Source organism: Arthrobacter sp. Soc17.1.1.1, assembly GCF_036867195.1.
Classification (GTDB): Bacteria; Actinomycetota; Actinomycetes; order Actinomycetales; family Micrococcaceae; genus Arthrobacter_D.
In genome coordinates, this window is sequence record NZ_JBAJII010000001.1 from 3,502,116 (window position 1) to 3,523,927 (window position 21,812).

Genomic DNA, 21,812 nt, shown 5'->3' on the forward strand with positions numbered 1-21,812 from the left:
GCCCTGGATCACACCGCACCGGAGACCCCGTCGCGGCGCGGACCGGGAGGCTGCAGCGACGAAGCGCACACCGGCGGCTCCCGGGCGGTGGGCGGAACGGAGCGGTGACGCCGCCGGCGGGGTACCTATTCTGGAACCACCCCCGTCCGCCCGATCGCAGCCTGGAGAACCCCATGATCATCGGCGTCCCCAAAGAAGTGAAGAACAACGAGTTCCGTGTGGCCATCACCGCCTCCGGCGTCCACGAGTTCCGGGCCCACGGGCACACCGTCCTCGTGGAACGCGGCGCCGGCGTGGGCTCGAGCATCACGGACGCCGAGTACGAGGCCGCGGGCGCCGAGCTCGTGGACGCAGCGGACGACGTGTGGGCGCGCGCGGACATGGTCATGAAGGTCAAGGAGCCGGTCGCCTCCGAGTACCACCGGTTCCGCAGCGGGCTCATCCTCTTCACCTACCTCCACCTCGCCGCCGAGCCCGAGCTGACCCGTGCACTGCTCGACGCCGGCGTGACCGCCATCGCGTACGAGACCGTGCAGGACGGGCGCGCGCTGCCCCTGCTCGCGCCGATGTCCGAGGTCGCCGGCCGCCTCTCCGTCCAGGTGGGCGCCCAGGTCATGACCGCACCGGCCGGAGGCCCCGGCCTGCTGCTCGGCGGTGTCGCCGGCGTGCGCCCCGCCAAGGTCGTCGTCCTCGGAGCGGGCGTCGCGGGCACCAACGCCACGGCGATGGCCGTGGGCACCGGCGCCGAGGTGACCATCCTCGATATCAACATCGCACGCCTGCGCGAGATCGATGCGCTCTACGCCGGCCGCGTGAAGACCGTCGCCTCGAACTCCCTGGAGATCGAGACGTCGGTCCTGGAGGCGGATCTGGTGATCGGCTCTGTCCTCATCCCCGGCGCCCGTGCGCCCAAGCTCGTGACCAACGCCCTCGTGGCGCGCATGAAGCCCGGCAGCGTCCTCGTGGACATCGCGGTGGACCAGGGCGGATGCTTCGAGGACTCCCGCGTCACCACGCACGAGGACCCCACGTTCACCGTGCACGGCTCACTCTTCTACTGCGTGGGCAACATGCCGGGCGCGGTCCCCAACACCTCCACCTACGCCCTGACCAACGTGACACTCCGCTACGCCGTCGCGCTGGCGGACAGGGGCGTCCGGGGCGCCTTCGAAGCGGACCCCGCCCTCGCCCGCGGCCTCAATGTCGCCGCCGGCCAGGTGGCACACCACTCGGTGTCGCAGGCGCACGGCCTCGAGCTCGCGGCGGACTGGGCGGCACTCGTCTAGTCGACGCCCGTCCGGTCGGCCCCCGTCCGGCTCCCGCGGCTCAGGGCAGGGTGCCCTGCCGGCCTGCCCTGCCGACGGGGAAGGACGCATGGACCTGCTCGATGATGCGCGCCACCGCGAGGGCATCCTCCGCCCGCACCGGCGGAGGAGCCTCGCCCCTGATCGCGGCGGAGACGCCGGAGTAGAAGGACGGGTACGCGCCCGGCTCGATCGCCAGCGGCTCGGTCCGCCCGGCGCGCCCCAGCCTCCCCCGGTCGTGGGCACCCGGCCGGCCGGCTGCGGCGCGAGGAAGATCCCCCGGGAGCACACCTGCCGCCAGCAGTCCCTCCTGCGGGTCGCTGCCGGTGATCGTGAGGCCTGAAGCCGCACCCGTGACGTGGAACCGCGGCCGCGCCAGCGGCACGCGCGTCCCCGCGTGGAGGTGGCTCGTGCTGCCGCCCTCGTGCTCGAGCACGAGGAACAGCGAGTCCTCCGCTGCGCCGCCGCCGTCCGCCCTCAGTTCCGCGAAGACCGGGACGGCCGGACCGAGGAGCACCATCGCCTGATCGACGAGGTGCGGACCGAGGTCGTACAGCACGCCCCCGCCGGCCGCCGCTCCTGCGTCCCGCTTCCACGGCTTCGTGCTGGGCCCTTTCCAGGACTCCATCGCCGATTCGAACCTGAGGACGCCGCCCAGCGCGCCCGCGGCGACCAGCGACCGCACGGTCAGGAAGTCGCCGTCCCACCGCCGGTTGTGGAACGGGACGAGCAGCCGGTCCGCCGTCCGCGCAGTCCGGATCAGGTGCTCGCCGTCCGCCGCACGCACCACGAAGGGCTTGTCCACGACCGCGTGCAGTCCCCGGCCGAGCGCCTCCGCGGCCAGGAGCGCATGGGTGGCCGGGGGCGTGGAGATCACTGCCAGGCCGAGGTCCGGTACGGCGCGCAGCGCCTCCTCCAGCGTGGCTGCGACGACGGCGTCCGGGTAGGCCGCGCGGGCCTCCGCACGGCGGTCCGGGCTGCGGGCGACGACGGCGGCGAGGTGGAGACCGGGATCGTGGGCGATGAGCGGGGCATGGAAGACGCGCCCGCCGTGGCCGAACCCGACCAGCACGACCCCCACCACACCCGGCGTCGGCATCGGCCGCATACCGTCAGAACGGGTCGAAGTGGGCACGCGGGAGCGAGCCGTTGAACCCGGCGACCATCCCGGCGGCGAGCACACGGACCTTGACGTTGCGGGCGTTGGACGCCCGGCGCAGCTTGTCGAAGGCGTCCTTCTGCGAGCAGCGGTCCTGGCCCATGATGATCCCCACGGCGAGGTCGATCTCGGTGCGCGACTGCAGGACGGCGCGGAGGTCCTCCTCCGTCGCGGCGTGCCGGGCCATGCGCACGGCCAGCTTCAGGGCCTGCGACGCCTGCACCGCGAACGCGCGTGCCACCCGCCGGTAGTCGTCGGTGAACACGGATGCGTCCTCCGCGTACAGGTTGACGGCCGCGCGCGCCGATCCTTCGAGATCCAGCGGCAGGCAGAACATGGCACCGACGCCGCGTTCGGCGACATGCGCCATGAACCCGGGCCAGCGGTCCTCCGACCGGGTATCGCGGATGAACACCTCGCTGTGCACGCGCAGCGCGTGCAGGCACGGACCGTCGTCGTGCTCGTACTGGACCTCGTCCATGGAGCGTGCCTTCGCGTCGCTGCTGCCGACGGTCAGCTGCTCGTGCAGCGAGCGCTGCAGCGTGACGCCGCAGTACGTGTCACCGTCCTGGCCGAGGGTGTCGGCGGTGAACTCGGCGAGCTCCTGCAGGAACGCCCGGACGTCGGGGTGGTCGACCAGCAGATCCTGGAGTCGCGCGGCGGCTTCCGCGGCCGGCAGGGCTTCGAGGTCCCGCGGGACCATGTGCAGGTGGGGCCCGGGAACGCCGCTTCCGGCGGCCTCCAGGACGCCGGACAGTTCTTCGGGGATCTCCTCCATGCGCGTTCCAGCCTCACCTCGGCACCGCGCGGAAATGCCGGTGTTTTTTGCCAGTGTACAAGAGGGCAGGGACGGTGCTATCCGGGATCCTGCGCCGCTGCGAGGCCCGTGACGAGCACGCGCCAGGACGCCGCGAGGCGGGCATCGGACATGCCCCGGTGCTCCTGGAGGTGGAGCAGGAGCCCGGCATTGAGGAACGCGGCCAGCTGGTAGGCCGCGAGCTCCGGGTCCTGCACGCCCAGGTCACGCAGCAGCATGCCCAGATGCAGGCGGACGAGCTGCTGCGTGGGGTGCTCGGGGTCCGGTCCGCCCCGCTGCTCGGCGGCGCGGAGGATCTGCCCGTCGAGGAGCATCCGCCCGATGCTCGCCTCCCCGAAGGCGATGAGTCGCTCCAGCGGTTCGGCCCCCGGGCCGAGCGGGGGCGGGCCCGCCATGAAGGACTGCTGGAAGGAGCGCCCGGCCTCGTCCGCGAGGGCGTGCAGCAGGCCGGCGCGGCTGCCGAAGCGGCGGAAGACCGTCCCCTTGCCGACCCCGGCGCGCCGGGCGACGGCGTCCGTGGTCAGCTTCTCCGGCCCGCACGTGGCGACGATCTGCGCCGCGGCGTCGAGCAGCAGGCGCCGGTTGCGCGCCGCGTCGGTGCGCTCTCCGTCGTCGCCCGTGACTCGGAGCAATCCCTCGCCCTGCATGCCGCCACTATAGCCGCGGAATAAAACGGACCGTGGTCCGCTTAAGCTCTTCGGATGCGATCATCGCGCCCCTGTCAGCACCGACCTACGGTCACCCAACCTCGGGAGTATTCATGTCCACCACGATCCTCACCCTCGTCGGCAGCCTGCGGGAGGGCTCCATCAACCGCCAGCTGGCCGAGGCCGCCGCCGAGCATGCGCCCGCCGCCGTCGAGGTGGTCGGCTTCGACGCCCTCAGCGACATCCCGTTCTACAACGAGGACATCGACAACGACACCGACCGCCCGAAGGCCGCGGACGATCTCCGCGCCGCCGCGGCCGACGCCGACGCCATCCTCCTCGTCTCCCCCGAGTACAACGGCACCATGCCGGCCGTGCTCAAGAACGCCATCGACTGGCTGTCCCGCCCCTACGGCACAGGCGCCCTCTCGGGCAAGCCCGCAGCCGTGATCGGTTCCGCCTTCGGCCAGTACGGCGGAGTCTGGGCGCACGACGAGGCCCGCCGCGCCCTCGGTGTCGCCGGCGCCACCGTCGTCGACGACGCCAAGCTGTCCATCGGTGGCTCGATCACGCGCTTCGCCGAGCTCCACCCGAAGGACGACGCCGAGGTGGCCGGCGCCGTCACCGACGTGCTGAACGCCCTCGCAGGAGCGACCACACCCGTCGCGGCCTAGTCCGGCCCGGCTCCGGCCGGGTCCGCGCGGACTGAGCGATCCGCACGAATGAAGTGAACGGCACGACGCCGGCGCACCGGGCGCCGGCGTCGTGCCGTTCCTGTCTGCTGTCCGGTCCTGTCCCCTCCTGTCCGGTCCTGCCGGTGTCCGTCGGAGTCGGGGAAGGGCGGTCAGTGCCAGAGGCTGTCGGCCCAGACGGCGTCACGCAGGTAGTCCTGCGCCGGTCCGATCTCCCAGAGCTGGCCCTGCGGCTCCAGCACGCCGTCGTTCTGCATGGACTCGATGTCCTCCGACGAGCAGCCGAGCACCGCCGAGAGGTCGGCATCGGCGGCCAGCACGATGGTGTTCCTTGCGTTCATGATGCAGTCCTTCGCTCGTGGTTCTGGGAGGCCGGCCGACAGGGGCACGGGCCATCGTTCAGGAGGTGGGCCTGGGATTCCACGTCCGCGCATACAGTCCCAGTGCCGCCTCCTCGCGGGCGACGAACCCGAGGCGGTTGAGGGCCATGTGCGCCTGATACACCGTGAGGTGCTGCGCGCTGCGGCTCACACGGACCTTGTCCGCGCGGTACAGGTAGGTGTCGAGGGCCCGGAACCAGCGGCGTCGCCAGTTCTGCACCGCCGACTCCGAGGCGGTGGCCGCCATGAGGGCATGGAACCCGGTGGCCTTGGAGGCGACCTGCGCCGTCATCGCCTCGCGTACCCCGGAGGCACGCGGGCCGACGTCGGCGGTGCAGGTGCGCAGGTGGCCGTCCCAGTAGAAATCCCAGGTGAGGCGACGGCGGTCCGGCCACCCCGCGGAGCGGGGACCGCGCATCATGCTCTGCGCGGCATCGAAGAGCACCAGGGCGCCCAGCGCCGAGCGGCTCTGCATGCGGGGGAAGCGCTGGTTGGCCCAGATGGCCAGCTCCGAGCTGAGCTCGAAGACCTCCTCGGCGAGGTGGAGGCCCTCCACGCCGCCGTACTTCACGAGATTGGCCTCGAGCTGGGGGTCGGCCGGCTCGTGGCCGCCGGAGTAGTAGGTGTTGCTGGCCGGTGCGGTGATGTGCTGGCGCACCACGAGCAGCGGCAGCGTGCGGGCGCTGCGGGCCTGGAGCGCCCTCTGGAACGCGCGGAGGCGGTCGAGGACCCGGGGGTGCGCGTGGATGCTCAGCCGGATCTGGCTGACGACCCCCGTCGAGGGGTCCTCGTACCGGCTGAAATACCAGCGCTTGGCGCCGAGCGCCTGTGCCTGCGCCACCAGCGGGGTGACCAGCTCTTCGATGATGCCGTCCGCTACATCGAAGCCACCCGTCGAGAGGGAGAGATGCCACCACTGAGTGCTGACGACCGTTCGTGAGGCGGTTCGAACGGCGGTCACCTGGCTCATGGCTCTCTCCTTCAGGGTCTGTGATCACCCCCGCTGGGGCGGGCTCTCGGGGGGAGGATCCGGGCTCTAGTCCGGAGTCTCCCCGTCTACTTCGGCCAGTCCCAGCTGCCTGCCGTGATCTGGCCCTTGGGCCAGTCCCAGCTGCCTGCGTGGACCGACTGCTGTGCCGGCGCCACAGCTGCCCCCACGATCAGCAGGCCCGCAAGTACGCCGAGTACCTTCTTCATCGCGATCCTTCCTGGCCCGTTCCCGGGAGGTCGAGCTGTGGTGCGCTGCTGGTCAGCAGCGCCCGGAGTCCCTGCGGGTCTCCCCTGGCGGGGCTTCCCTGCGGGCCGGCTCACCCAGAATGTCGGCCGCCGGGAGGCGGTGTCCAGCGGTACGGGTGGCCGTTTGTGGACATGGCGCGAACAGGACGCGGACGCGTCCGCGGCGCTGCTGGTACGCTGCTTCGCAGTCGGGAAATCCGCGGAACGGCGGGTCTGGACGGCGTCTTCGGTCTCGCGAAATTGCCAGCCTCCCTGATCTGTCATTAACTGGACATGTCATGTTTTTCGCTTCGTGAGGATGCCGCTACCGCACCGGTGGCCCGGACAAGGACTGCTCATGCTGGACGCCACGTCGCTCGAGGTATACCGCTACGCCGTCGGGCATCCCGGCTGGACGCGTGCCGAGGCGTCGGACGCCCTGGGCCTGACCCTGCGCCGCATCGAGGCTGCCATCGCCGAACTCTCCGACCGACGGCTGCTCAGCCCCGAGGCGGGACGGCCGGACGGCCTCGTGGCGGTATCGCCCGATGTCGCCCTCGCGGACCTCGTGGACGCCGACGAACGCTCCCTCCAGGACCTCAAGGCACGCATCAGCAGCCAGCGACGCGAGCTCTCCAGCCTCCTGCCCACCTTCCTCGAAGCACGCAAGAGCGTTCTCGCCAGCACCTCCGTGGAGACGCTCGAGGACCCCCACCTCATCCACCGGGTGCTCATCGACTACGGGCGGGACGTCACCGAGAAGGTCTACATCGCGCAGCCCGGCCAGGGCTCGACGGCGGACGTCCACGAGGAGAGCATCCGCAAGGATCTCGAGCTGCTGGAGAACGGTGTGCGACGCCGGACCCTGTACGACACGAGCCTGCGTGACCACGTACCCACCCGCAGGGCGGTCGAGGCGATCGCGGCCGGCGGGGGCGAGTTCGGCGTCCTCCCGTTCATCCCCCTGCGGATGCTCATCTTCGACGAGAAGCTGGCGCTCGTGGGGCGTCAGCTCACGCGGGAGGACAAGGCCGCGCTGGTCATCAGGGACTCCAGCCTGATCAACATCTTCACCCTCCTGTTCGACGTCGCCTGGGAGATCAGCGAGTCGTTCCTCGCACCCGAGCGCGTCGAGTCGCCCCTGAGCAGCCTGCAGCGCTCGATCATCCAGGGGCTGGCCAACGGCCTGTCCGACGAGTCGATCGCCCGGCGCCTGGACATCAACGTGAGGACGTGCCGACGGCACATCGCCTGGATGCTGGACACCCTGCGCGCCGACAGCCGCTTCCAGGCCGCGCTGAAGGCACGTGACGCGGGCTGGGTCTAGGACCGCCGCAACGCACTCCTGTGCAACACCTGTTGCCTGACGGTGAACCCCCGCCTAGACTCTGGGCGTGACGTCCTCCAGCGAAGCCCCCGCCGACCTCCTGCCCGCCGAGACCGAAGCAGCCCTCGAACGGGCCGTCGACTCCGCCAACCGGCACGATGCGCTGTTCTCCGTGCGGGCAGCGAACATCAAGCAGTCCGCGGTGCGCGACGTCTTCGACATCTCCATCCGCCCGGGGCTCGTGTCCCTGGCCGGCGGGAGCCCGTACCTGAAGTCCCTCCCGCTCGAGGACCTCGGACGGACCGCCCAGAAGATCATCGCCGAGCACGGCCTCGAGGCCCTGCAGTACGGCGGCGGCCAGGGCATGGAGGAGCTGCGCCGGCTGGTGTGCGAGGTCATGGCGGCCGAGGGCATCGAGGGCGCCAGCCCGGAGGACGTCGTGATCACCACCGGCTCGCAGTCGGCCCAGGACGTCGCGGCCAAGGTGTTCTGCAACCCGGGCGACGTGATCCTCTGCGAGGACCCCACCTACGTGGGCGCCCTCAACACCTTCGAGGCCTACGAGGTGGACGTCGTCACCATCCCCATGGACGACGCCGGACTGATCCCGGACGAGCTGGAACGCACCATCGCCGACCTCGAGGCCCAGGGCCGCGCCATCAAGCTGCTCTACACGATCCCCAGCTTCAACAACCCGAGCGGCATCACGATGGCAGCCGACCGCCGCCAGCGCGTGGTCGACATCTGCCGTGCGCACAACATCCTCGTCCTCGAGGACAACCCCTACGGCATGCTGCGCTTCGACGGCGAACCGCTGGAGCCCATGCGCGCGGGCAACCCCGACGACGTCATCTACCTGGGCTCCTTCTCGAAGATCTTCGCGCCCGGCGTGCGGCTCGGCTGGGCTCTGGTGCCCAGGCACCTCTACCGCCGGTTCTACCTCGCCTGCGAGGCCGTGGTGCTCTGCCCGTCGCCGCTCACCCAGATGCTCGTGACCGCCTACCTCACGGACTACGACTGGCGGGGCCACCTCCACTCGATGCGTGACCTCTACCGCGAGCGGTGCGACGCGATGCTCGGGGCGCTCGCGGAGGAACTGCCCGACGGCGTGCACTGGACCACCCCCGACGGAGGGTTCTTCGTCTGGGTCACCCTCCCCGAGGGCATTGACACCTACCCGCTGCTCTACACGGCCATCGACGCCGGTGTCGTGTTCATCCCCGGCGCCGCGTTCACGCCGTCCGACGAGCCGTCCAACAAGCTCCGCCTGGCCTTCAGCGCCGTCTCCCCCGAGGACATCGTCGAGGGCGTGCGGCGCCTCGCGCCGATCCTGCGGACGGCGATCGAGGAGAACCGGAGCGCGTCCGTCTGACCGCTACCGCGGCGGGCGTCGCCGCTGGCGCAGCGTCACCGCGAGGGAGATGAGCGCGGCGACGATCAGCAGGATCGACAGCCTGGCCACCGTGCCCAGCCCGGGGAAGGCCGCCTGCAGGACGATCGACGCGACGAACCCGAGCAGCACCACGAGCAGGAGCCTGTTCAGCGGGTAGCGCGGGCGCGGCCGCCGGGGACCGTCGCCGGGAAGGGGCTGGTTCATGAGCCCACCCTAGTCGAGCAGCAGGGCCGGCTCCTCGAGGATCGAGGCGACGTCGGCCATGAAGCGGGCGCTGAGGTCGCCGTCGACCACGCGGTGGTCGAAGGAACCGCCCAGCGTGGTGATCCAGCGCGGGATGACCTCGCCGTCGAGCACCCAGGGCTTCTGCTTGATGGTGCCGAACGCCACGATCGCGACCTCCCCCGGGTTGATGATCGGCGTCCCGGTGTCGATGCCGAGTGCGCCGATGTTGGTGATGGTCAGCGTTCCGCCCTGCATCTGGGCAGGCTGCGTCCTGCCGGCCCGCGCCGTCGTCGCAAGCTCGTTCAGCGCCAGCGCCAGTTCCTTGAGGGAGAGGTCCTGGGCGTCCTTGATGTTGGGCACCATGAGTCCGCGCGGCGTCGCGGCGGCGATCCCGAGGTTCATGAAGTGCTTGACGAGGATCTCGTCCTCCGCCCAGGTGGCGTTGACGGAGGGATTGCGCGCAGCGGCCCAGATGACGGCCTTCGCGAGGATCAGCAGGGGTGAGACCTTGATGCCCTCGAAGTCCCGGGACGCCTTGAGGCGCTTGACGAACTCCATGGTGCGGGAGGCGTCCACGTCCACGAAGATGCTGACGTGCGGGGCCGTGAAGGCGCTCTGCACCATCGCCCGGGCCGTCGCCTTGCGCACACCCTTCACCGGGATGCGCTCGATCCGGCCGCCGCCGAGCAGCGTCCGCTCGGCCCAGAACGAATCGGCTCCGTCCTGTTCGGCGTCGCGCTGGGACTGGTAACTCATGAGGTCCTGCTTGGTGACCTCGCCGGCGGAGCCCGTGGCCGGGACATCGGCGAGGTCGATCCCGAGATCCCGCGCGGCCTTGCGGACCGGCGGCTTGGCCAGCACGCGGTTGATGAGCTGGTTCAGCGGGTTCACCCGGGCGGGGTGCTCCGCCCCGGTCGGCTGCGGTGCCGACGCCGGCTGTCCGGCGGGGCGCGATGCCGACGCCGGCTGTCCGGTCTGCTGCGGCGCTGACGCCGACTGTCCGGCGGGGCGCGGAGCCGGGACGCCCTCGGCCGCCCTGCCGGCAGGGCCCGCCACGGCCGGCTGCGGTGCCGACTGTCCCGGGACATCGGCCGCGGTCGCCGGTGCCGCTTGCGGCCTGCGGGGGCGGCGCTTGACGGCGTCGGCCTTCGGCCCTGTGCCGACGAGCGGTCCCGGAGCGGCGTCCGGGGTGGCTTCGGGAGCTGCGGCACCGGGCGCCGCAGCCGCCGGCGCGCCCGTCCCGGCGCGGGGGCTCGCGTACTCGCCCGGCATCTCGGGGACGGGGATCGGGGCCTCATCGGCATCACCGGTATCACCGGCAGCACCGGCGGTGTCGGCGACGGCACCGGCCGGAACAGGCCCGGCGTCGCCCGCCGCGCCGGGCGCCGCGGCGGCGTCCTCGACGGAGATGATCGGGGTGCCGACCTCGATGGTCTCGCCCTCGGCGACGAGCAGTTCGGCGACGGTCCCCGCGTAGGGCGAGGAGAGTTCGACGAGTGACTTCGCAGTCTCGATCTCGCAGATGATGTCATTGACGGACACCGCGGCGCCGGGTGCCACCTTCCACTGCACGATCTCCGCCTCGGTGAGGCCCTCGCCGACGTCGGGCAGGTTGAACGTGTTGAGCGTCATGGGGGGTCCTTCAGTATGCGAAGGCACGGTCGAGTGCCTCGAGGATGCGGTCGATGTCCGGCAGGTACTGCTCCTCCACACGGGCCACCGGGTAGGGCATGTGGAAGCCGCCCACGCGGATGACGGGTGCTTCCAGTGAGAGGAAGGCGCGTTCGGAGATCCGTGCGGCGATCTCGCCGCCGATCCCGCCGAAGGTCGGTGCCTCGTGGGCCACGATCAGCCGGCCGGTACGGGTCACGGACTCCGTGACGGTGTCGAAGTCGATCGGCGAGATGGAGCGGAGGTCGATCACCTCGACGCTGCGCCCGTCCTCCTCCGCGGCCGCCGCGGCAGCCAGCGCCACGGGGACCAGCGGACCGTACGCCACGATGGTGGCGTCCGTCCCGGACCGCAGGACGTGGGCGGAGAACGGATCCCCGACGGGGGCCGACGTGTCCACCTCGCCCTTCAGCCAGTAGCGGCGCTTGGGCTCGAAGACGATCACCGGGTCCTCGCAGGTGACGGCCTGCTGGATCATCCAGTACGCGTCCTGGGCGTTCGACGGCGTGATGATCCGCAGTCCGGCGGTGTGGGCGAACAGCGCCTCGGGAGATTCAGAGTGGTGCTCCACGCTGCCGATCCCGCCCCCGTAGGGGATGCGGATGACCACGGGGGCGCTCAGCATGCCGTCGCTGCGCGTGCGCAGCTTCGCGAGCTGGGTGGTGATCTGGTTGAAGCCGGGGAACACGAAGCCGTCGAACTGGATTTCGCAGATGGGCCGGTAGCCCCGCAGGGCCAGCCCGATGGCCGTGCCGATGATGCCGGATTCCGCGAGCGGCGAGTCGACCACCCGCAGGGCGCCGAAGTCCTTCTTCAGGCCGTCGGTCACGCGGTACACGCCGCCGAGCTCGCCGATGTCCTCGCCCATGAGCAGCGTCTTCGGGTCGTTCTCGAGCGACGCCCTCAGGCCTTCGTTGATCGCCTTCGCGATGGTCATCGTCGCCATCAGGCGTGCTTCCCTTCGTCGGCGAAGCCGGCTTCGTACTGCTGGAAGAACCGCAGCTCCTCCTGGACGAGCGGATGCGGTTCGGCGTAGACCGCGGCGAACCGGCTCTCGAGGTCCGGTGCGGTCATGGCCAGCACGACCTGGCGGAGATCCGCGGCCATGGTGGCGGCCTCGGCGCCGAGGTCCTCGAAGAAGGCGTCGTCGGCGAGGCCCGCGGCGCGGAGATACGTCTCGAGGCGGATCAGCGGGTCCCGGGGCTGCCATTCCTGCTCGTCCTGGGTCAGCCGGTACTTCGTGGGGTCGTCGGCCGTGGTGTGGGCGCTCATCCGGTACGTGTAGGCCTCGATCAGCACCGGGCCCCTGCCGGACCTCGCGCGCTCGAGCGCCCAGCGCGTGACCGCCTCGACGGCGACGACGTCGTTGCCGTCCACCCGCACACCGGGGAAGCCGTAGCCCTCCGCCCGCTGGGCGAGGGGCACCTTCGCCTGCACACTCGACGGGACGGAGATGGCCCACTGGTTGTTCTGGCAGAAGAACACCACGGGGGCGTCGAAGGAGGCGGCGAACACCATGGACTCGTGGATGTCGCCCTCCGAGCTCGCGCCGTCACCGAAGTACGCGATGGAGGCGGCCCGGGGCAGCGACGGGTCGGCGAGCTGGTCCCGCTGGATCCCCATGGCGTAACCCACGGCGTGCAGGGACTGCGCCGCCAGCACCAGCGTGTACAGGTGGAAGTTCCGCTCGCGGGGGTCCCAGCCGCCGTTCGTCACGCCCCGGAAGAGGCGGAGGATGTCCGACAGCTCGACGCCCCGGGTGAGCGCGACGCCGTGCTCCCGGTACGTGGGGAACGCATAGTCCTGCGGCGCGAGGGCGCGGCCGGAGCCGATCTGGGCCGCCTCCTGCCCGGTGAGCGGGACCCAGAGTGCCAGCTGCCCCTGGCGCTGCAGGGCGGTGGACTCCTGGTCGAAGCGGCGGATCAGGAACATATCGCGGTACAGCGAGCGCAGGTGCCCGGCGTCGTCCGCTGCGAGGTAGGGCGAGAAGTCGACGTGCTCACCGGCGATCGTGGCGGTGAGGCCGCGGGCCAGAGTCCCGTCGGCAGCGAGGACCTGCAGCGCCACGGCACCGGGTCCGCCGTCGGGCTCCGCGGGCAGCGTGGCGCGCACGACCTCCTCGGCCTCGAATTCCGCTGCTGGCAATCGGCTGCTGTTCATTCCTGCTCCTCACCCGACGCTGTACATTCCGCAAGAGGAATGTGTGCCGTAAGTCATACACCGCCGAACATATGTTCCGGCGGCATCTCGACCAAGACTAATCAGCGCGCGCCCGTAGGCCTATTTAAGACAGGCTCACATCGCCTCACCCTGCGGCCGGGCGGTGGCTGTACTCTCCGCACAGCTCGAGGAATCGGCTGTTGGCCGCTTCCTCCCCGATCGAGACGCGCACGCCCTCCGAGCCGAAGGCGCGGACCGAGAGCGCCCGCTCGGCGGCCCGCGCGGCGAAGTCCTGCGTGTGCTCGCCGAGCGCCAGCCAGACGAAGTTCCCCTCCGCCTCGGGGACGTCCCAGCCGAGGTCCCGGAGTCCGCCGACCACGCGGGTCCGCTCGTCCACGATGGACTGCACCCTGGCTTCCACCGCGTCGATGTGCCGGAGGGAGGCCACGGCGGCGTGCTCGGCGACCTGCGACACGGCGAACGGCACCGCCGAGACCCTGAGGTGCTCGGTGAGCCCCTGCTGCGCGACGGAGTACCCGACCCGCAGTCCCGCGAGGCCGTGGGCCTTCGAGAAGGTACGCAGGACGATGACGTTCGGGTACTCCCGGTACAGCTCGATCCCGTCGACGGCGTCGTCGCGCCGCACGAACTCCTGGTACGCCTCGTCGATCACGACGACGACGTGCGCGGGCACCTGCGCGAGGAAGCCCACCACCTCGTCCCGCGTGAGGATCGGCCCGGTGGGGTTGTTCGGCGTGCAGAGCAGCACCACGCGCGTGCGGTCGGTGACGGCCCGGGCCATCGCCTCGAGGTCGTGCGTCCCGTCCGCCCGGACCGGGACCTGCACACCCGTGGCACCGGCGAGGCCCACGCTGATGGGGTAGGCCTCGAAGGACCGCCAGGCGTAGACCACCTCGTCGGGCGCGTCGAAGTCGTTCTGCCCGGCGAAGGTGGCGAGGATCTGGTTCAGGGCGCCGAGACTGCCCGCCCCGGTCACGATGTCGGTGGGAGGGACGCCCAGATACCCGGCCAGTTCGGTCCGCAGGGCTGTCGTCAGGGGGTCCGGGTAGCGGTTGACGGAGGTCTCGGCCGCGATGGCCTCGAGCACGGCCGGGAGGGGCGGCAGCGGGTTCTCGTTCGAGGAGAGCTTGAAGCTGTCCAGTCCCTCCACGACGACGGGCGGCTTGCCCGCCGCGTAGCGCGGCAGCTTCCCGAGCACGCCGCGCGGCCGGATGCCTGCGTCGCTGCGGGGATCCGCCTGGTCGGAGGGGGTTGCCGGAAGGTCATCGATCGACGTCATGGGTTCAGCCTAGACCCGCCGTCCCGGGGGCCGCGCGGGGTCGGCGGGCCGGCGTCCCGCGCCGGCGGAGGCTTCCGGGTGGCCGTGAAGGAGTAGCGGTGGGCCGTCCCGGCGGCGGCCGCCGTGGCCAGCAGGGCCGACGCCGGCGCCAGCGACGGGGCGTCGCTGGCATCCACCAGCCGCGCCCCGACCGCGTAGTTCTCCAGCGAGTGGGCCGCTCCGGGGCCGCGCGGCTCCTCGGAACCGTCCTCCCTGCGGGCGGGGGCCGGCACAGGGGTGTCGAGCTCCACGGTGGTGCGGTGCCGGCCGTCGGCGTTGGGCAGGGCCTCGAGCCGCGGCACGGCGTCGTCGTGGTGCTCGAGGTGCAGGTACTCGCCCGGGCCTCCCGCGTGCAGCCCCGTCGGTGAGCCGACGGTCAGGACCACCTGCACCTCGAACCGCTCCCCGACACCGCCCGACCCGGCGAGGTTCACGGCATGGAGTCCGCCCTGGCTGTAGCCGGCGACGATGAGCGCATCGCCGTCGCGAGCGCCCGCCCGCCCGAGCGCCTCGAGCACCGCCGCGTCGGTGAACCGGCTGTCCTCCCCGAACGCCTCCGCGACCCCTCCGGCGTCGAACGGGTTGCTGCCCGGCCCGCGGATGCGCCCCTCCTGCGTACCCGGGAGGACGACGACGTAGACGGGGTCCGCGGCGGTCCCGGCCCGGAGCACCTCGAAGGTCCCCGGGTCCTCGGCCTCGACGGCGGCCAGGCGATCGACGAGTCCCGCAACCGTGCCGTCGAAGGCGACCGGCGTCCCGGCGTCCCGCCCGCGGAGCCCGATGGGCCCGACCTCCAGCGCGCCGCCACGGACGGCTCCGCGGGCGAGGGCGCGGGCCGCCGCCTCGTGCCGGGCGCGGGCCGACCCGGTGATCGCGGCGGCCGCCGCGTCGGCCAGGCGGTAGGCCGCCAGGCTCGCGGCCAGCCGGTCCCTCGCGGCCGCCAGCGCGCGGCCGTTGTCCAGGGCCGAGGTCCAGGCTGCGTCGAGGTGTGCGAGCGCCGCCTGGTACGACGGCCCCGCGACCCCGCCGGGCGGATGGAGGTGGAGGAGCCGCCAGGGCAGTTCAGCGAGGTCCCGGTCGAGGAAGGTGAGGGCGACCGCGACGCCCCCGGTGTCCGTCGCGAGGAGCGAGAGCACCCGCACCGCCTCGTCGAGCTCCTGCCACTGGAAACGGATGCCGCCCACGCCCCCGCGGACGGTGAGTGGTCCGTCGTCGCCCTGGACGGGGCGGAGTCCGTCCGTCACGGCCCTGCCTGCCCCTGCAGGGCCTCCGCCTCGAGGAGCAGAGCCCCGTAGACGTGCAGGTCTGCTGCCGCCGAGTCCAGGAGGTCGATGGTCCGCGACAGCTCGGTGCACCGCTCGGAGAGATAGACCCTGAAGGCGGCGCCGGCGGGCGACTCCCAGGAGAGCAGGGAGACCGACAGCGCGTGCCGCCTGATGCCCTGGAGCTGCTCCGCATGGCGCCGGAGAGCGGCTTCGAGGCCCACGACCTGCCGACTCGCTGCCACTCCCGGTTCCCACCCTGCAGCGTCCGGCGTGCTGTCCATGGCCGTTCCCCTTCCTGGCGTCCCTCCACGCTAGGAAGGGGGACGGCGCCGGACGGCGGCACCGACGGCTATGTGGACACCGACGGCGATGGACAGCGGCGGCTCCGCGGGCCATGAAAGGATGGGACCATGGCTGACTCCGCTCTCCCCCGCGTCGAATTCGCTGCACTGTCCCGAGGCGAGGGGACGTCGCTGACCCTCGGACCCCTCGACGGCCGGTACCGGGAAGCGGTCGCCCCGCTCATCGATCATCTCTCCGAGGCTGCCCTCAACCGCGACCGCGTGCACGTCGAGGTCGAGTGGCTCATCCACCTCACGCGCGGGTCCGTCCTGCCCGGGACCGGGCCGCTCTCCGAGGAGCAGGAGGCCGGCCTCCGCGCCGTCGTCACGTCCTTCGACGCCGCGTCCGTGGCCGAGCTCGGCGAGATCGAGGCCGTCACCGTGCATGACGTGAAGGCCGTGGAGTACTACCTCGGGCGGCGCCTGGAGGGACTCGGTATCGCCCACCTGAAGCCCCTCGTCCACTTCGGCTGCACCTCGGAGGACATCAACAACCTCTCCTACGCCCTGGGGATCAAGGGTGCCGTCCTCGGCACCTGGCTCCCTGCCGCGCGCAGCCTCGTCCAGGCGATCGGGGACCTCGCGCGGTCCACGCGGGACACCCCGATGCTGTCCCGCACCCACGGCCAGCCGGCCACGCCCACCACGCTGGGCAAGGAGATGGCCGTCGTCGCGCACCGCCTGACACGGCAGCTCGAGCGCATCGCCGCCACGGAGTTCCTCGGCAAGATCAACGGGGCCACCGGCACGTACGCCGCCCACTACGCCTCGGCCCCGCAGGCCGACTGGCAGGAGGTGTCCCGCTCCTTCGTGGAGGGCCTGGGGCTCTCCTGGAACCCGCTGACCACCCAGATCGAATCGCACGACTGGCAGGCGGAGCTGTACTCGGACGTGGCCCGGTTCAACCGGATCCTGCACAACTTCTGCACGGACGTGTGGAGCTACATCTCCATCGGGTACTTCGCCCAGGTCCCGGTGGCCGGCGCCACGGGCTCCTCCACGATGCCCCACAAGGTCAACCCCATCCGCTTCGAGAACGCGGAGGCGAACCTCGAGATCTCCTCGGCGCTGCTCGACGTCCTGGCCTCCACCCTCGTGACCTCGCGCTGGCAGCGCGACCTGACGGACTCGTCGAGCCAGCGCAACATCGGCGTGGCCCTCGGGCACTCACTGCTCGCCATCTCGAACGTCGCCAAGGGCCTGGCACGGCTCGACGTCGCGGAGGACGTGCTCGCGGCGGATCTCGACGGGAACTGGGAGGTGCTCGGGGAGGCGGTGCAGATGGTCATGCGGGCCGAGGCGATCGCGGGTGTACCGGGTCTCGACGACCCGTACGAGCGGCTCAAGGAACTCACGCGGGGACGCCGCGTGGACGCGGACCGCATGCGTGAGTTCGTCGGCGGTCTCGGCCTGAGCGAGGCGGCACGGGAGCGCCTGCTCGCCCTGTCCCCCGCGAGCTACACGGGCATCGCGGACCGCCTCGTGGACCACCTCGGCTGAGCCCGGACCGCTAGCAGAACGCGCCCGCCCTCGGCGGCCGCATGCCTTCTTGACGCCGTCTCCGTGCGGGGAGAACGCTGGTGGGATGGAGTGGGTGACCGGCGTCCTGACGGCGGAGGACTACGAGGTGGGCCGCCAGATCGTGCAGCGCGGCGTGGCCGCCGTGTACCTCATCGCCTTCCTGTCCGCCGTCGCCCAGTTCCCCGCCCTCCTCGGTGAGAAAGGGCTGATGCCCGTCCCGGTGTTCCTCGACCGGGCCGGCAGCCGGGCCGGCCCGTCGCTGTTCCGCCGGCACTACTCGGACCGCCTGCTGCTCACGGTGGCGTGGACCGGCGCGGCCGTCTCCGCCCTGCTGGTGCTCGGCCTCCCCCAGGCCGGGCCGCCCTGGGTGCCGCTCGTGGCGTTCCTGCTCATCTGGTGGCTCTACACCTCGATTGTGAACGTGGGCCAGACGTTCTACGGGTTCGGCTGGGAGAGCCTGCTCCTCGAGGCCGGCTTCATCGTCGCGTTCCTCGGCTCGAACGAGGTGGCGCCGCCCTTCCTGGTCCTGCTGATGATCCGCTGGCTCGTGTTCCGGCTCGAATTCGGCGCGGGCATGATCAAGATGCGCGGTGACCGGTCCTGGCGTGACCTGACGGCCCTGTACTACCACCACGAGACCCAGCCGATGCCGAACCCGGCCAGCCGGTTCTTCCACCTCCTGCCCAAGCCGCTGCACCGCATCGAGGTGGCGGGCAACCACGTCACGCAGCTCGCGGTACCGTTCCTGCTGTTCGCACCCCAGCCGGTCGCGGGTTTCGCGGCGCTGGTGATGATCGTGACGCAGGGCTGGCTGGTGCTGTCGGGCAACTTCGCGTGGCTGAACACGCTGACGATCATCCTGGCGTTCGGCGCCGTGCCCGACTCCTTCTACGAGGCGGTGTTCCCGGCCCTCGACGTGTCCGGTGGGTACGCGCCGACGCCGCTGTGGTTCACGCTCGTCGTGGTCCTCGCGATGCTGCTCCTGGCCTACCTGAGCTGGCCGTCGCTGGTGAACCTGTTCGCGCGCCGGCAGCTCATGAATGCGAGCTTCAACCGCTGGCACCTCGGCAACGCGTATGGCGCCTTCGGCAGCGTCACGCAGGTCCGCCACGAGGTGATCGTGGAGGGGACGCTCGACGACGCCGGGCCCGGCGCGCAGTGGCGCGAATACGAGTTCAAGGGCAAGCCCGGTGACCCCACCCGGCTGCCCCGCCAGTTCGCGCCCTACCACCTGCGGCTGGACTGGATGATGTGGTTCCTCGCGCTCGGGTCCGACGGCGGCTGGTTCACGCCGTTCCTCGTCAAGCTCCTGCAGGCGGACCCGCTGATCCTGAAGCTGCTGCGGAAGGACCCGTTCGACGGCGCGCGGCCCCGCTACGTGCGGGCGCGCGTCTTCCTCTACCGCTTCGCGACGCGGGAGGAGAAGCGGGAGACGGGGCTGGTGTGGATCCGTGAACCGCAGGGCGTGCTCGTCAACGCGGCGTCGCTGCGTGCCGAGGCGTCCTGATACACCAGGGCCGGCCGGCTTCGGACCCCGTCAGGTGAGGTTCGCGCAGGAGGCTCCCAGACCGGCGGCGAGCCCCAGGTTGGTCACGGTCGAGGCGGGTCGGGACTCCCAGCCGAACGCGGTGACGACCATCGACACATGGAGCTCCGCCCCGAGTCCCAGGAGGTCCCCGAGCAGGTTCGTCGGCACGCTCGTGACGTAGTGGCCCGCCCTGCTGTCGAAGCTGGTCGTCTGGATGAGATCGAATCCTGTCAGGGGCGCGAGAACCGATCCCAGACCCCTCGTCGCCCCCCGGACGTCCACCTGATCCGCAGAGTAGCCCGGCGGTGGATTCCAGTAGATCTCGGTCCGCCCCAGAACGTAGCGGCAGGGTGCGGTGAGACGAGGCGCGGGGATCGTGACGGCCGCGAATCCGCCGCCGGCCGCGGAGGTGCGCTGCCATGACGCCTCCGACGGTTGGATCAGCGGGGCGCCCGGCGCGACGAGCAGGACGCCCAGGACCAGGGCTGCGGCCGACAGGCGACGGACGTGACGCGCAGTGCGCCGGGTGCGCCGGGGGCGCGTGGCGGTGTCCGGGTGCCGACGCGCCCTCTGCCGAGGGCGTCGACCTCCGTCGATCGAGTGCTGTGCCATGGTCCCTACCTGGGTCTGCGTGCTGCGCCGAGGGCCCTTCGTGGGCGTGTCCCGCTCGCGAGATGCTCCTCGGAGCGTGGCTCGGAACGGCCAGCATAGGCTGCTCCCCGTCCACCGGCCCTCCGTGCGCGGGCAACCTCCGGATTACTAGCGGACCGATCAGACATCGTCACCACCTGTCGAGCTCGGTCGTCCGTTCGGGTAGCCCGCGGTGACCTCTCGGCCCCGGTTCCGTAGCTGCTCGACCGGCTACAGTTCACGACGCCGGCGGGTCTCAGCCGGCCCACCTGCGAGCGCGAGGACGACTGCCATGACCACGACCATCACCGAGGATGCACTGCTGAAACGGCGCCGGGTCCGGGCGGTACTGGCCGGGGGGCTGGTACTCGGCGTGGGAGCGGCCGTCACCCTTGCGGCGTGGAACGACTCCGAGTTCGCCACCGGGGCCTTCGCCTCAGGCCACTTCGACCTGAGGGGGAGCACGGACGGCACCACCTTCGCCGACCATTCCGCCGCTGCCACCGCTGCCACGCTGGGCTTCACCGTGAATCCGACGAACCTGTCGCCCACCGACGTCGTCTACGCCCCCTTCGCGGTCGCTCTCGACGAGGGCACGACCTACGACGCGGACGTCACGCTGTCCCTTTCCTCGGTCACGGGGGATCTCAACGCCGTGACCTATGAGGTGCTGCGGTCGGAGGACTTCGGCTGTGACGGCTCCACCTCCGGGGAGTCGCTGGTGCCGGCCGGCACACCACTCGACGCGGAGCTCGGTGACGTCGGCTTCACCCTCGCGAGACCATCTGGAACCGGAACCGGGACCGGCCCGGACACCCACCTCTCACCCGTCAACCTCTGCTTCAAGGTCACGGCCGGGCAGATCTCCCAGGGCGCCACCGGTACCGCAGGCTGGGAGTTCGCAGCAGGATCCCTGCCCTGATCATGGGCACCCATCGGGCGACCCGGGAGAGATCCGCCGTCCCCCGGGTACGGGCCGTTCTTGCGGGAGCCCTGGTGCTCGGCGTCGGCGCCTCGGTGACGACGGCGTCCTGGACGGATACGGAGTACGCCACGGGTTCGTTCGGCGCGAGTGTGTTCTCCATCGAGTCCACGGTCTCGGCACCGTACTCGGCCGCAGGCCCGTGGCGGACCAACGAGACAGCGCCGGGCGCCACGCTGACCTTCGATGCGGCCGGGATGCATCCGGGCAAGTCCGTCTACGCACCGATCGCCCTGCGGACCCAGCCTTCCTCGGTTGCCGGGACAGTGACGCTCGGCGGTGCCGCCGTGACGAACTCGACGACGACCCCGCCCCTGCTCGGCGCCGCGCTGGTCTACCGGGTCGTCCGGTCCGAGACCTGCGGTGCGGGCGCTTTCGGTTCAGGAGCGGCCTTCGTCGTCGGGTCCGCGACGTCCGCCCAGCCGCTCACGACCGGGCAGACCGCAGGAGCGGCTACCCTCCCCGCCGCAACGGCCACAACCCCTGGAAGCAGCGTGCACTTCTGCTTCGAGGTGACCCTGCCGCCCACCAACCCGACCAGTGCCAGCAACGGCCTGCAGGGCAAATCGGCGAGCGCGGTCTGGCTGTTCTCCGCTGTGTCCGCGCCATGACCCGGGGCATCGACCAGGCGCCGCCGGGACCGTCACGGAGCCCGCTGCTGGTGCTCCGCGAGATCCTGCTGAACCTGGCTGCGGTCGGAGGCGCGGTGTGTATCGTGCTGGTCCTGCTCGCCCTGGTCCTCGACATCACCCTGATCATGTTCAAGACGGGATCCATGGCGCCGACGATCCCTGCCGGCTCGGTCGCCGTCGTCCGGGAGATCCCGGCGTCCGACATCGCCGTCGGAGATGTCGTGACCATCGACCGGCCTGACGCCCTTCCCATCACCCACCGCGTGATGACGGTGGGCGATGGCGGCGGAGAACAACGGGTCGTCACCATGAAGGGTGACGCCAACGCGTCCGACGACCCGGCGCCCTACACCGTGGCCTCCGCCCGGCTGGTGCTCGGGTCCGTGCCGAACCTCGCACCCTTGATCGTCCGCCTGTCGGAACCACCGGTCATGGCAGCCATCACCCTGGTCGTCGCCGGCCTCGTCGCGTGGGGAAGTTGGCCCACTGCGAGGAAGCATCCATCGTCCCCGCGGAGGCATCGGATTCGGCCCGACCACCCCTGATCGACAGGGAGTGGGACGAAACCCCTGCTGCAACTGCCC

The 21,812-nt window shown here is 71.3% G+C and carries 23 protein-coding genes; 9 read left to right on the plus strand and 14 right to left on the minus strand.

The features are described 5' to 3' along the window. The first annotated feature begins 173 nt into the window (after nucleotides 1-173). A complete protein-coding gene (gene ald, locus V6S67_RS16280; protein ID WP_334211221.1) occupies nucleotides 174-1,286 on the plus strand; it encodes an alanine dehydrogenase in 1,113 nt (370 codons plus the stop codon). 40 nt (nucleotides 1,287-1,326) lie between these two features. Here ald and V6S67_RS16285 read toward each other — a convergent pair whose 3' ends face one another. The 3 genes from V6S67_RS16285 to V6S67_RS16295 all read right to left on the minus strand — a co-directional run bounded on the left by V6S67_RS16285 (nucleotide 1,327) and on the right by V6S67_RS16295 (nucleotide 3,927). Further along, nucleotides 1,327-2,403, minus strand: a complete 1,077-nt coding sequence (locus V6S67_RS16285) for a Gfo/Idh/MocA family protein (RefSeq protein WP_334211222.1) — start codon at nucleotides 2,401-2,403, stop codon at nucleotides 1,327-1,329. A 13-nt stretch (nucleotides 2,404-2,416) separates the two neighbouring features. Further along, nucleotides 2,417-3,241, minus strand: coding sequence for a GAF and ANTAR domain-containing protein (locus tag V6S67_RS16290; protein ID WP_334211223.1), 825 nt, complete (start codon nucleotides 3,239-3,241; stop codon nucleotides 2,417-2,419). Nucleotides 3,242-3,318: 77 nt separating this feature from the next. Continuing rightward, nucleotides 3,319-3,927, minus strand: a complete 609-nt coding sequence (locus V6S67_RS16295) for a TetR/AcrR family transcriptional regulator (RefSeq protein ID WP_334211224.1) — start codon at nucleotides 3,925-3,927, stop codon at nucleotides 3,319-3,321. A gap of 113 nt (nucleotides 3,928-4,040) precedes the next feature. On the opposite strand from V6S67_RS16295, the gene V6S67_RS16300 reads away from it, so the two are divergent. Then, nucleotides 4,041-4,601 (plus strand): NAD(P)H-dependent oxidoreductase, encoded by a 561-nt coding sequence (locus V6S67_RS16300; protein ID WP_334211225.1) that lies wholly within the window; start codon nucleotides 4,041-4,043, stop codon nucleotides 4,599-4,601. Between the two features lie 170 nt (nucleotides 4,602-4,771). Here V6S67_RS16300 and V6S67_RS16305 read toward each other — a convergent pair whose 3' ends face one another. The 3 genes from V6S67_RS16305 to V6S67_RS16315 all read right to left on the minus strand — a co-directional run bounded on the left by V6S67_RS16305 (nucleotide 4,772) and on the right by V6S67_RS16315 (nucleotide 6,196). Continuing rightward, nucleotides 4,772-4,960, minus strand: a complete 189-nt coding sequence (locus V6S67_RS16305; RefSeq protein ID WP_334211226.1) for a hypothetical protein — start codon at nucleotides 4,958-4,960, stop codon at nucleotides 4,772-4,774. 58 nt (nucleotides 4,961-5,018) lie between these two features. Further along, a complete protein-coding gene (locus V6S67_RS16310; RefSeq protein ID WP_334211227.1) occupies nucleotides 5,019-5,969 on the minus strand; it encodes a lantibiotic dehydratase C-terminal domain-containing protein in 951 nt (316 codons plus the stop codon). Nucleotides 5,970-6,055: 86 nt separating this feature from the next. Then, complete coding sequence (locus V6S67_RS16315) at nucleotides 6,056-6,196, minus strand: hypothetical protein (RefSeq protein ID WP_334211228.1); 141 nt, start codon at nucleotides 6,194-6,196, stop codon at nucleotides 6,056-6,058. Between the two features lie 376 nt (nucleotides 6,197-6,572). On the opposite strand from V6S67_RS16315, the gene V6S67_RS16320 reads away from it, so the two are divergent. Together V6S67_RS16320 and V6S67_RS16325 are read left to right on the plus strand one after the other, a co-directional pair. Then, nucleotides 6,573-7,541, plus strand: a complete 969-nt coding sequence (locus V6S67_RS16320) for a LuxR C-terminal-related transcriptional regulator (protein ID WP_334211229.1) — start codon at nucleotides 6,573-6,575, stop codon at nucleotides 7,539-7,541. 67 nt (nucleotides 7,542-7,608) lie between these two features. After that, a complete protein-coding gene (locus V6S67_RS16325; protein ID WP_334211230.1) occupies nucleotides 7,609-8,913 on the plus strand; it encodes an aminotransferase-like domain-containing protein in 1,305 nt (434 codons plus the stop codon). 3 nt (nucleotides 8,914-8,916) lie between these two features. Here the strand turns inward: V6S67_RS16325 and V6S67_RS16330 are convergent, their stop codons facing one another. The 7 genes from V6S67_RS16330 to V6S67_RS16360 form a co-directional block, all read right to left on the minus strand. Further along, nucleotides 8,917-9,138 (minus strand): hypothetical protein, encoded by a 222-nt coding sequence (locus V6S67_RS16330; RefSeq protein WP_334211231.1) that lies wholly within the window; start codon nucleotides 9,136-9,138, stop codon nucleotides 8,917-8,919. Between the two features lie 9 nt (nucleotides 9,139-9,147). Continuing rightward, entirely contained in the window at nucleotides 9,148-10,791 is a 1,644-nt protein-coding gene (locus tag V6S67_RS16335) for a dihydrolipoamide acetyltransferase family protein (protein WP_334211232.1), read from the minus strand. A gap of 10 nt (nucleotides 10,792-10,801) precedes the next feature. Beyond that, on the minus strand, nucleotides 10,802-11,776 hold the full coding sequence (locus V6S67_RS16340; protein WP_334211233.1) for an alpha-ketoacid dehydrogenase subunit beta: 975 nt from the start codon (nucleotides 11,774-11,776) through the stop codon (nucleotides 10,802-10,804). Then, a complete protein-coding gene (pdhA, locus tag V6S67_RS16345; RefSeq protein ID WP_334211234.1) occupies nucleotides 11,776-12,990 on the minus strand; it encodes a pyruvate dehydrogenase (acetyl-transferring) E1 component subunit alpha in 1,215 nt (404 codons plus the stop codon). The genes V6S67_RS16340 and pdhA overlap by 1 nt, the downstream gene beginning before the upstream one ends. A 145-nt stretch (nucleotides 12,991-13,135) precedes the next feature. Then, on the minus strand, nucleotides 13,136-14,290 hold the full coding sequence (locus V6S67_RS16350) for a histidinol-phosphate transaminase (RefSeq protein WP_334211235.1): 1,155 nt from the start codon (nucleotides 14,288-14,290) through the stop codon (nucleotides 13,136-13,138). Continuing rightward, the gene (locus V6S67_RS16355; RefSeq protein ID WP_334211236.1) at nucleotides 14,287-15,573 is read right to left on the minus strand and encodes a hypothetical protein; all 1,287 of its coding nucleotides are present in this window, start codon (nucleotides 15,571-15,573) and stop codon (nucleotides 14,287-14,289) included. The genes V6S67_RS16350 and V6S67_RS16355 overlap by 4 nt, the downstream gene beginning before the upstream one ends. After that, on the minus strand, nucleotides 15,570-15,875 hold the full coding sequence (locus tag V6S67_RS16360; protein ID WP_334211237.1) for a hypothetical protein: 306 nt from the start codon (nucleotides 15,873-15,875) through the stop codon (nucleotides 15,570-15,572). Before V6S67_RS16360 ends, V6S67_RS16355 begins: the two co-directional genes overlap by 4 nt. A gap of 129 nt (nucleotides 15,876-16,004) precedes the next feature. Here V6S67_RS16360 and purB point away from each other — a divergent pair, with 129 nt between their 5' ends. After that, a complete protein-coding gene (gene purB / locus V6S67_RS16365) occupies nucleotides 16,005-17,435 on the plus strand; it encodes an adenylosuccinate lyase (RefSeq protein WP_334211238.1) in 1,431 nt (476 codons plus the stop codon). An 85-nt stretch (nucleotides 17,436-17,520) separates the two neighbouring features. Further along, the gene (locus tag V6S67_RS16370; protein ID WP_334211239.1) at nucleotides 17,521-18,963 is read left to right on the plus strand and encodes a lipase maturation factor family protein; all 1,443 of its coding nucleotides are present in this window, start codon (nucleotides 17,521-17,523) and stop codon (nucleotides 18,961-18,963) included. Between the two features lie 30 nt (nucleotides 18,964-18,993). Here V6S67_RS16370 and V6S67_RS16375 read toward each other — a convergent pair whose 3' ends face one another. Continuing rightward, entirely contained in the window at nucleotides 18,994-19,596 is a 603-nt protein-coding gene (locus tag V6S67_RS16375; protein ID WP_334211240.1) for a hypothetical protein, read from the minus strand. Between the two features lie 310 nt (nucleotides 19,597-19,906). Between V6S67_RS16375 and V6S67_RS16380 the strand changes: the two genes are divergently transcribed. Genes V6S67_RS16380 through V6S67_RS16390 form a run of 3 tightly spaced genes read left to right on the plus strand, consistent with a single transcriptional unit; the run spans nucleotide 19,907 to nucleotide 21,773 of the window. Continuing rightward, nucleotides 19,907-20,536: a SipW-dependent-type signal peptide-containing protein gene (locus V6S67_RS16380; protein ID WP_334211241.1), complete on the plus strand. Its 630-nt coding sequence runs from the start codon at nucleotides 19,907-19,909 to the stop codon at nucleotides 20,534-20,536. Between the two features lie 2 nt (nucleotides 20,537-20,538). Then, nucleotides 20,539-21,207, plus strand: coding sequence for a SipW-dependent-type signal peptide-containing protein (locus tag V6S67_RS16385; RefSeq protein WP_334211242.1), 669 nt, complete (start codon nucleotides 20,539-20,541; stop codon nucleotides 21,205-21,207). After that, nucleotides 21,204-21,773, plus strand: a complete 570-nt coding sequence (locus V6S67_RS16390) for a signal peptidase I (RefSeq protein ID WP_334211243.1) — start codon at nucleotides 21,204-21,206, stop codon at nucleotides 21,771-21,773. The genes V6S67_RS16385 and V6S67_RS16390 overlap by 4 nt, the downstream gene beginning before the upstream one ends. The last annotated feature ends 39 nt before the right edge of the window (nucleotides 21,774-21,812 follow it).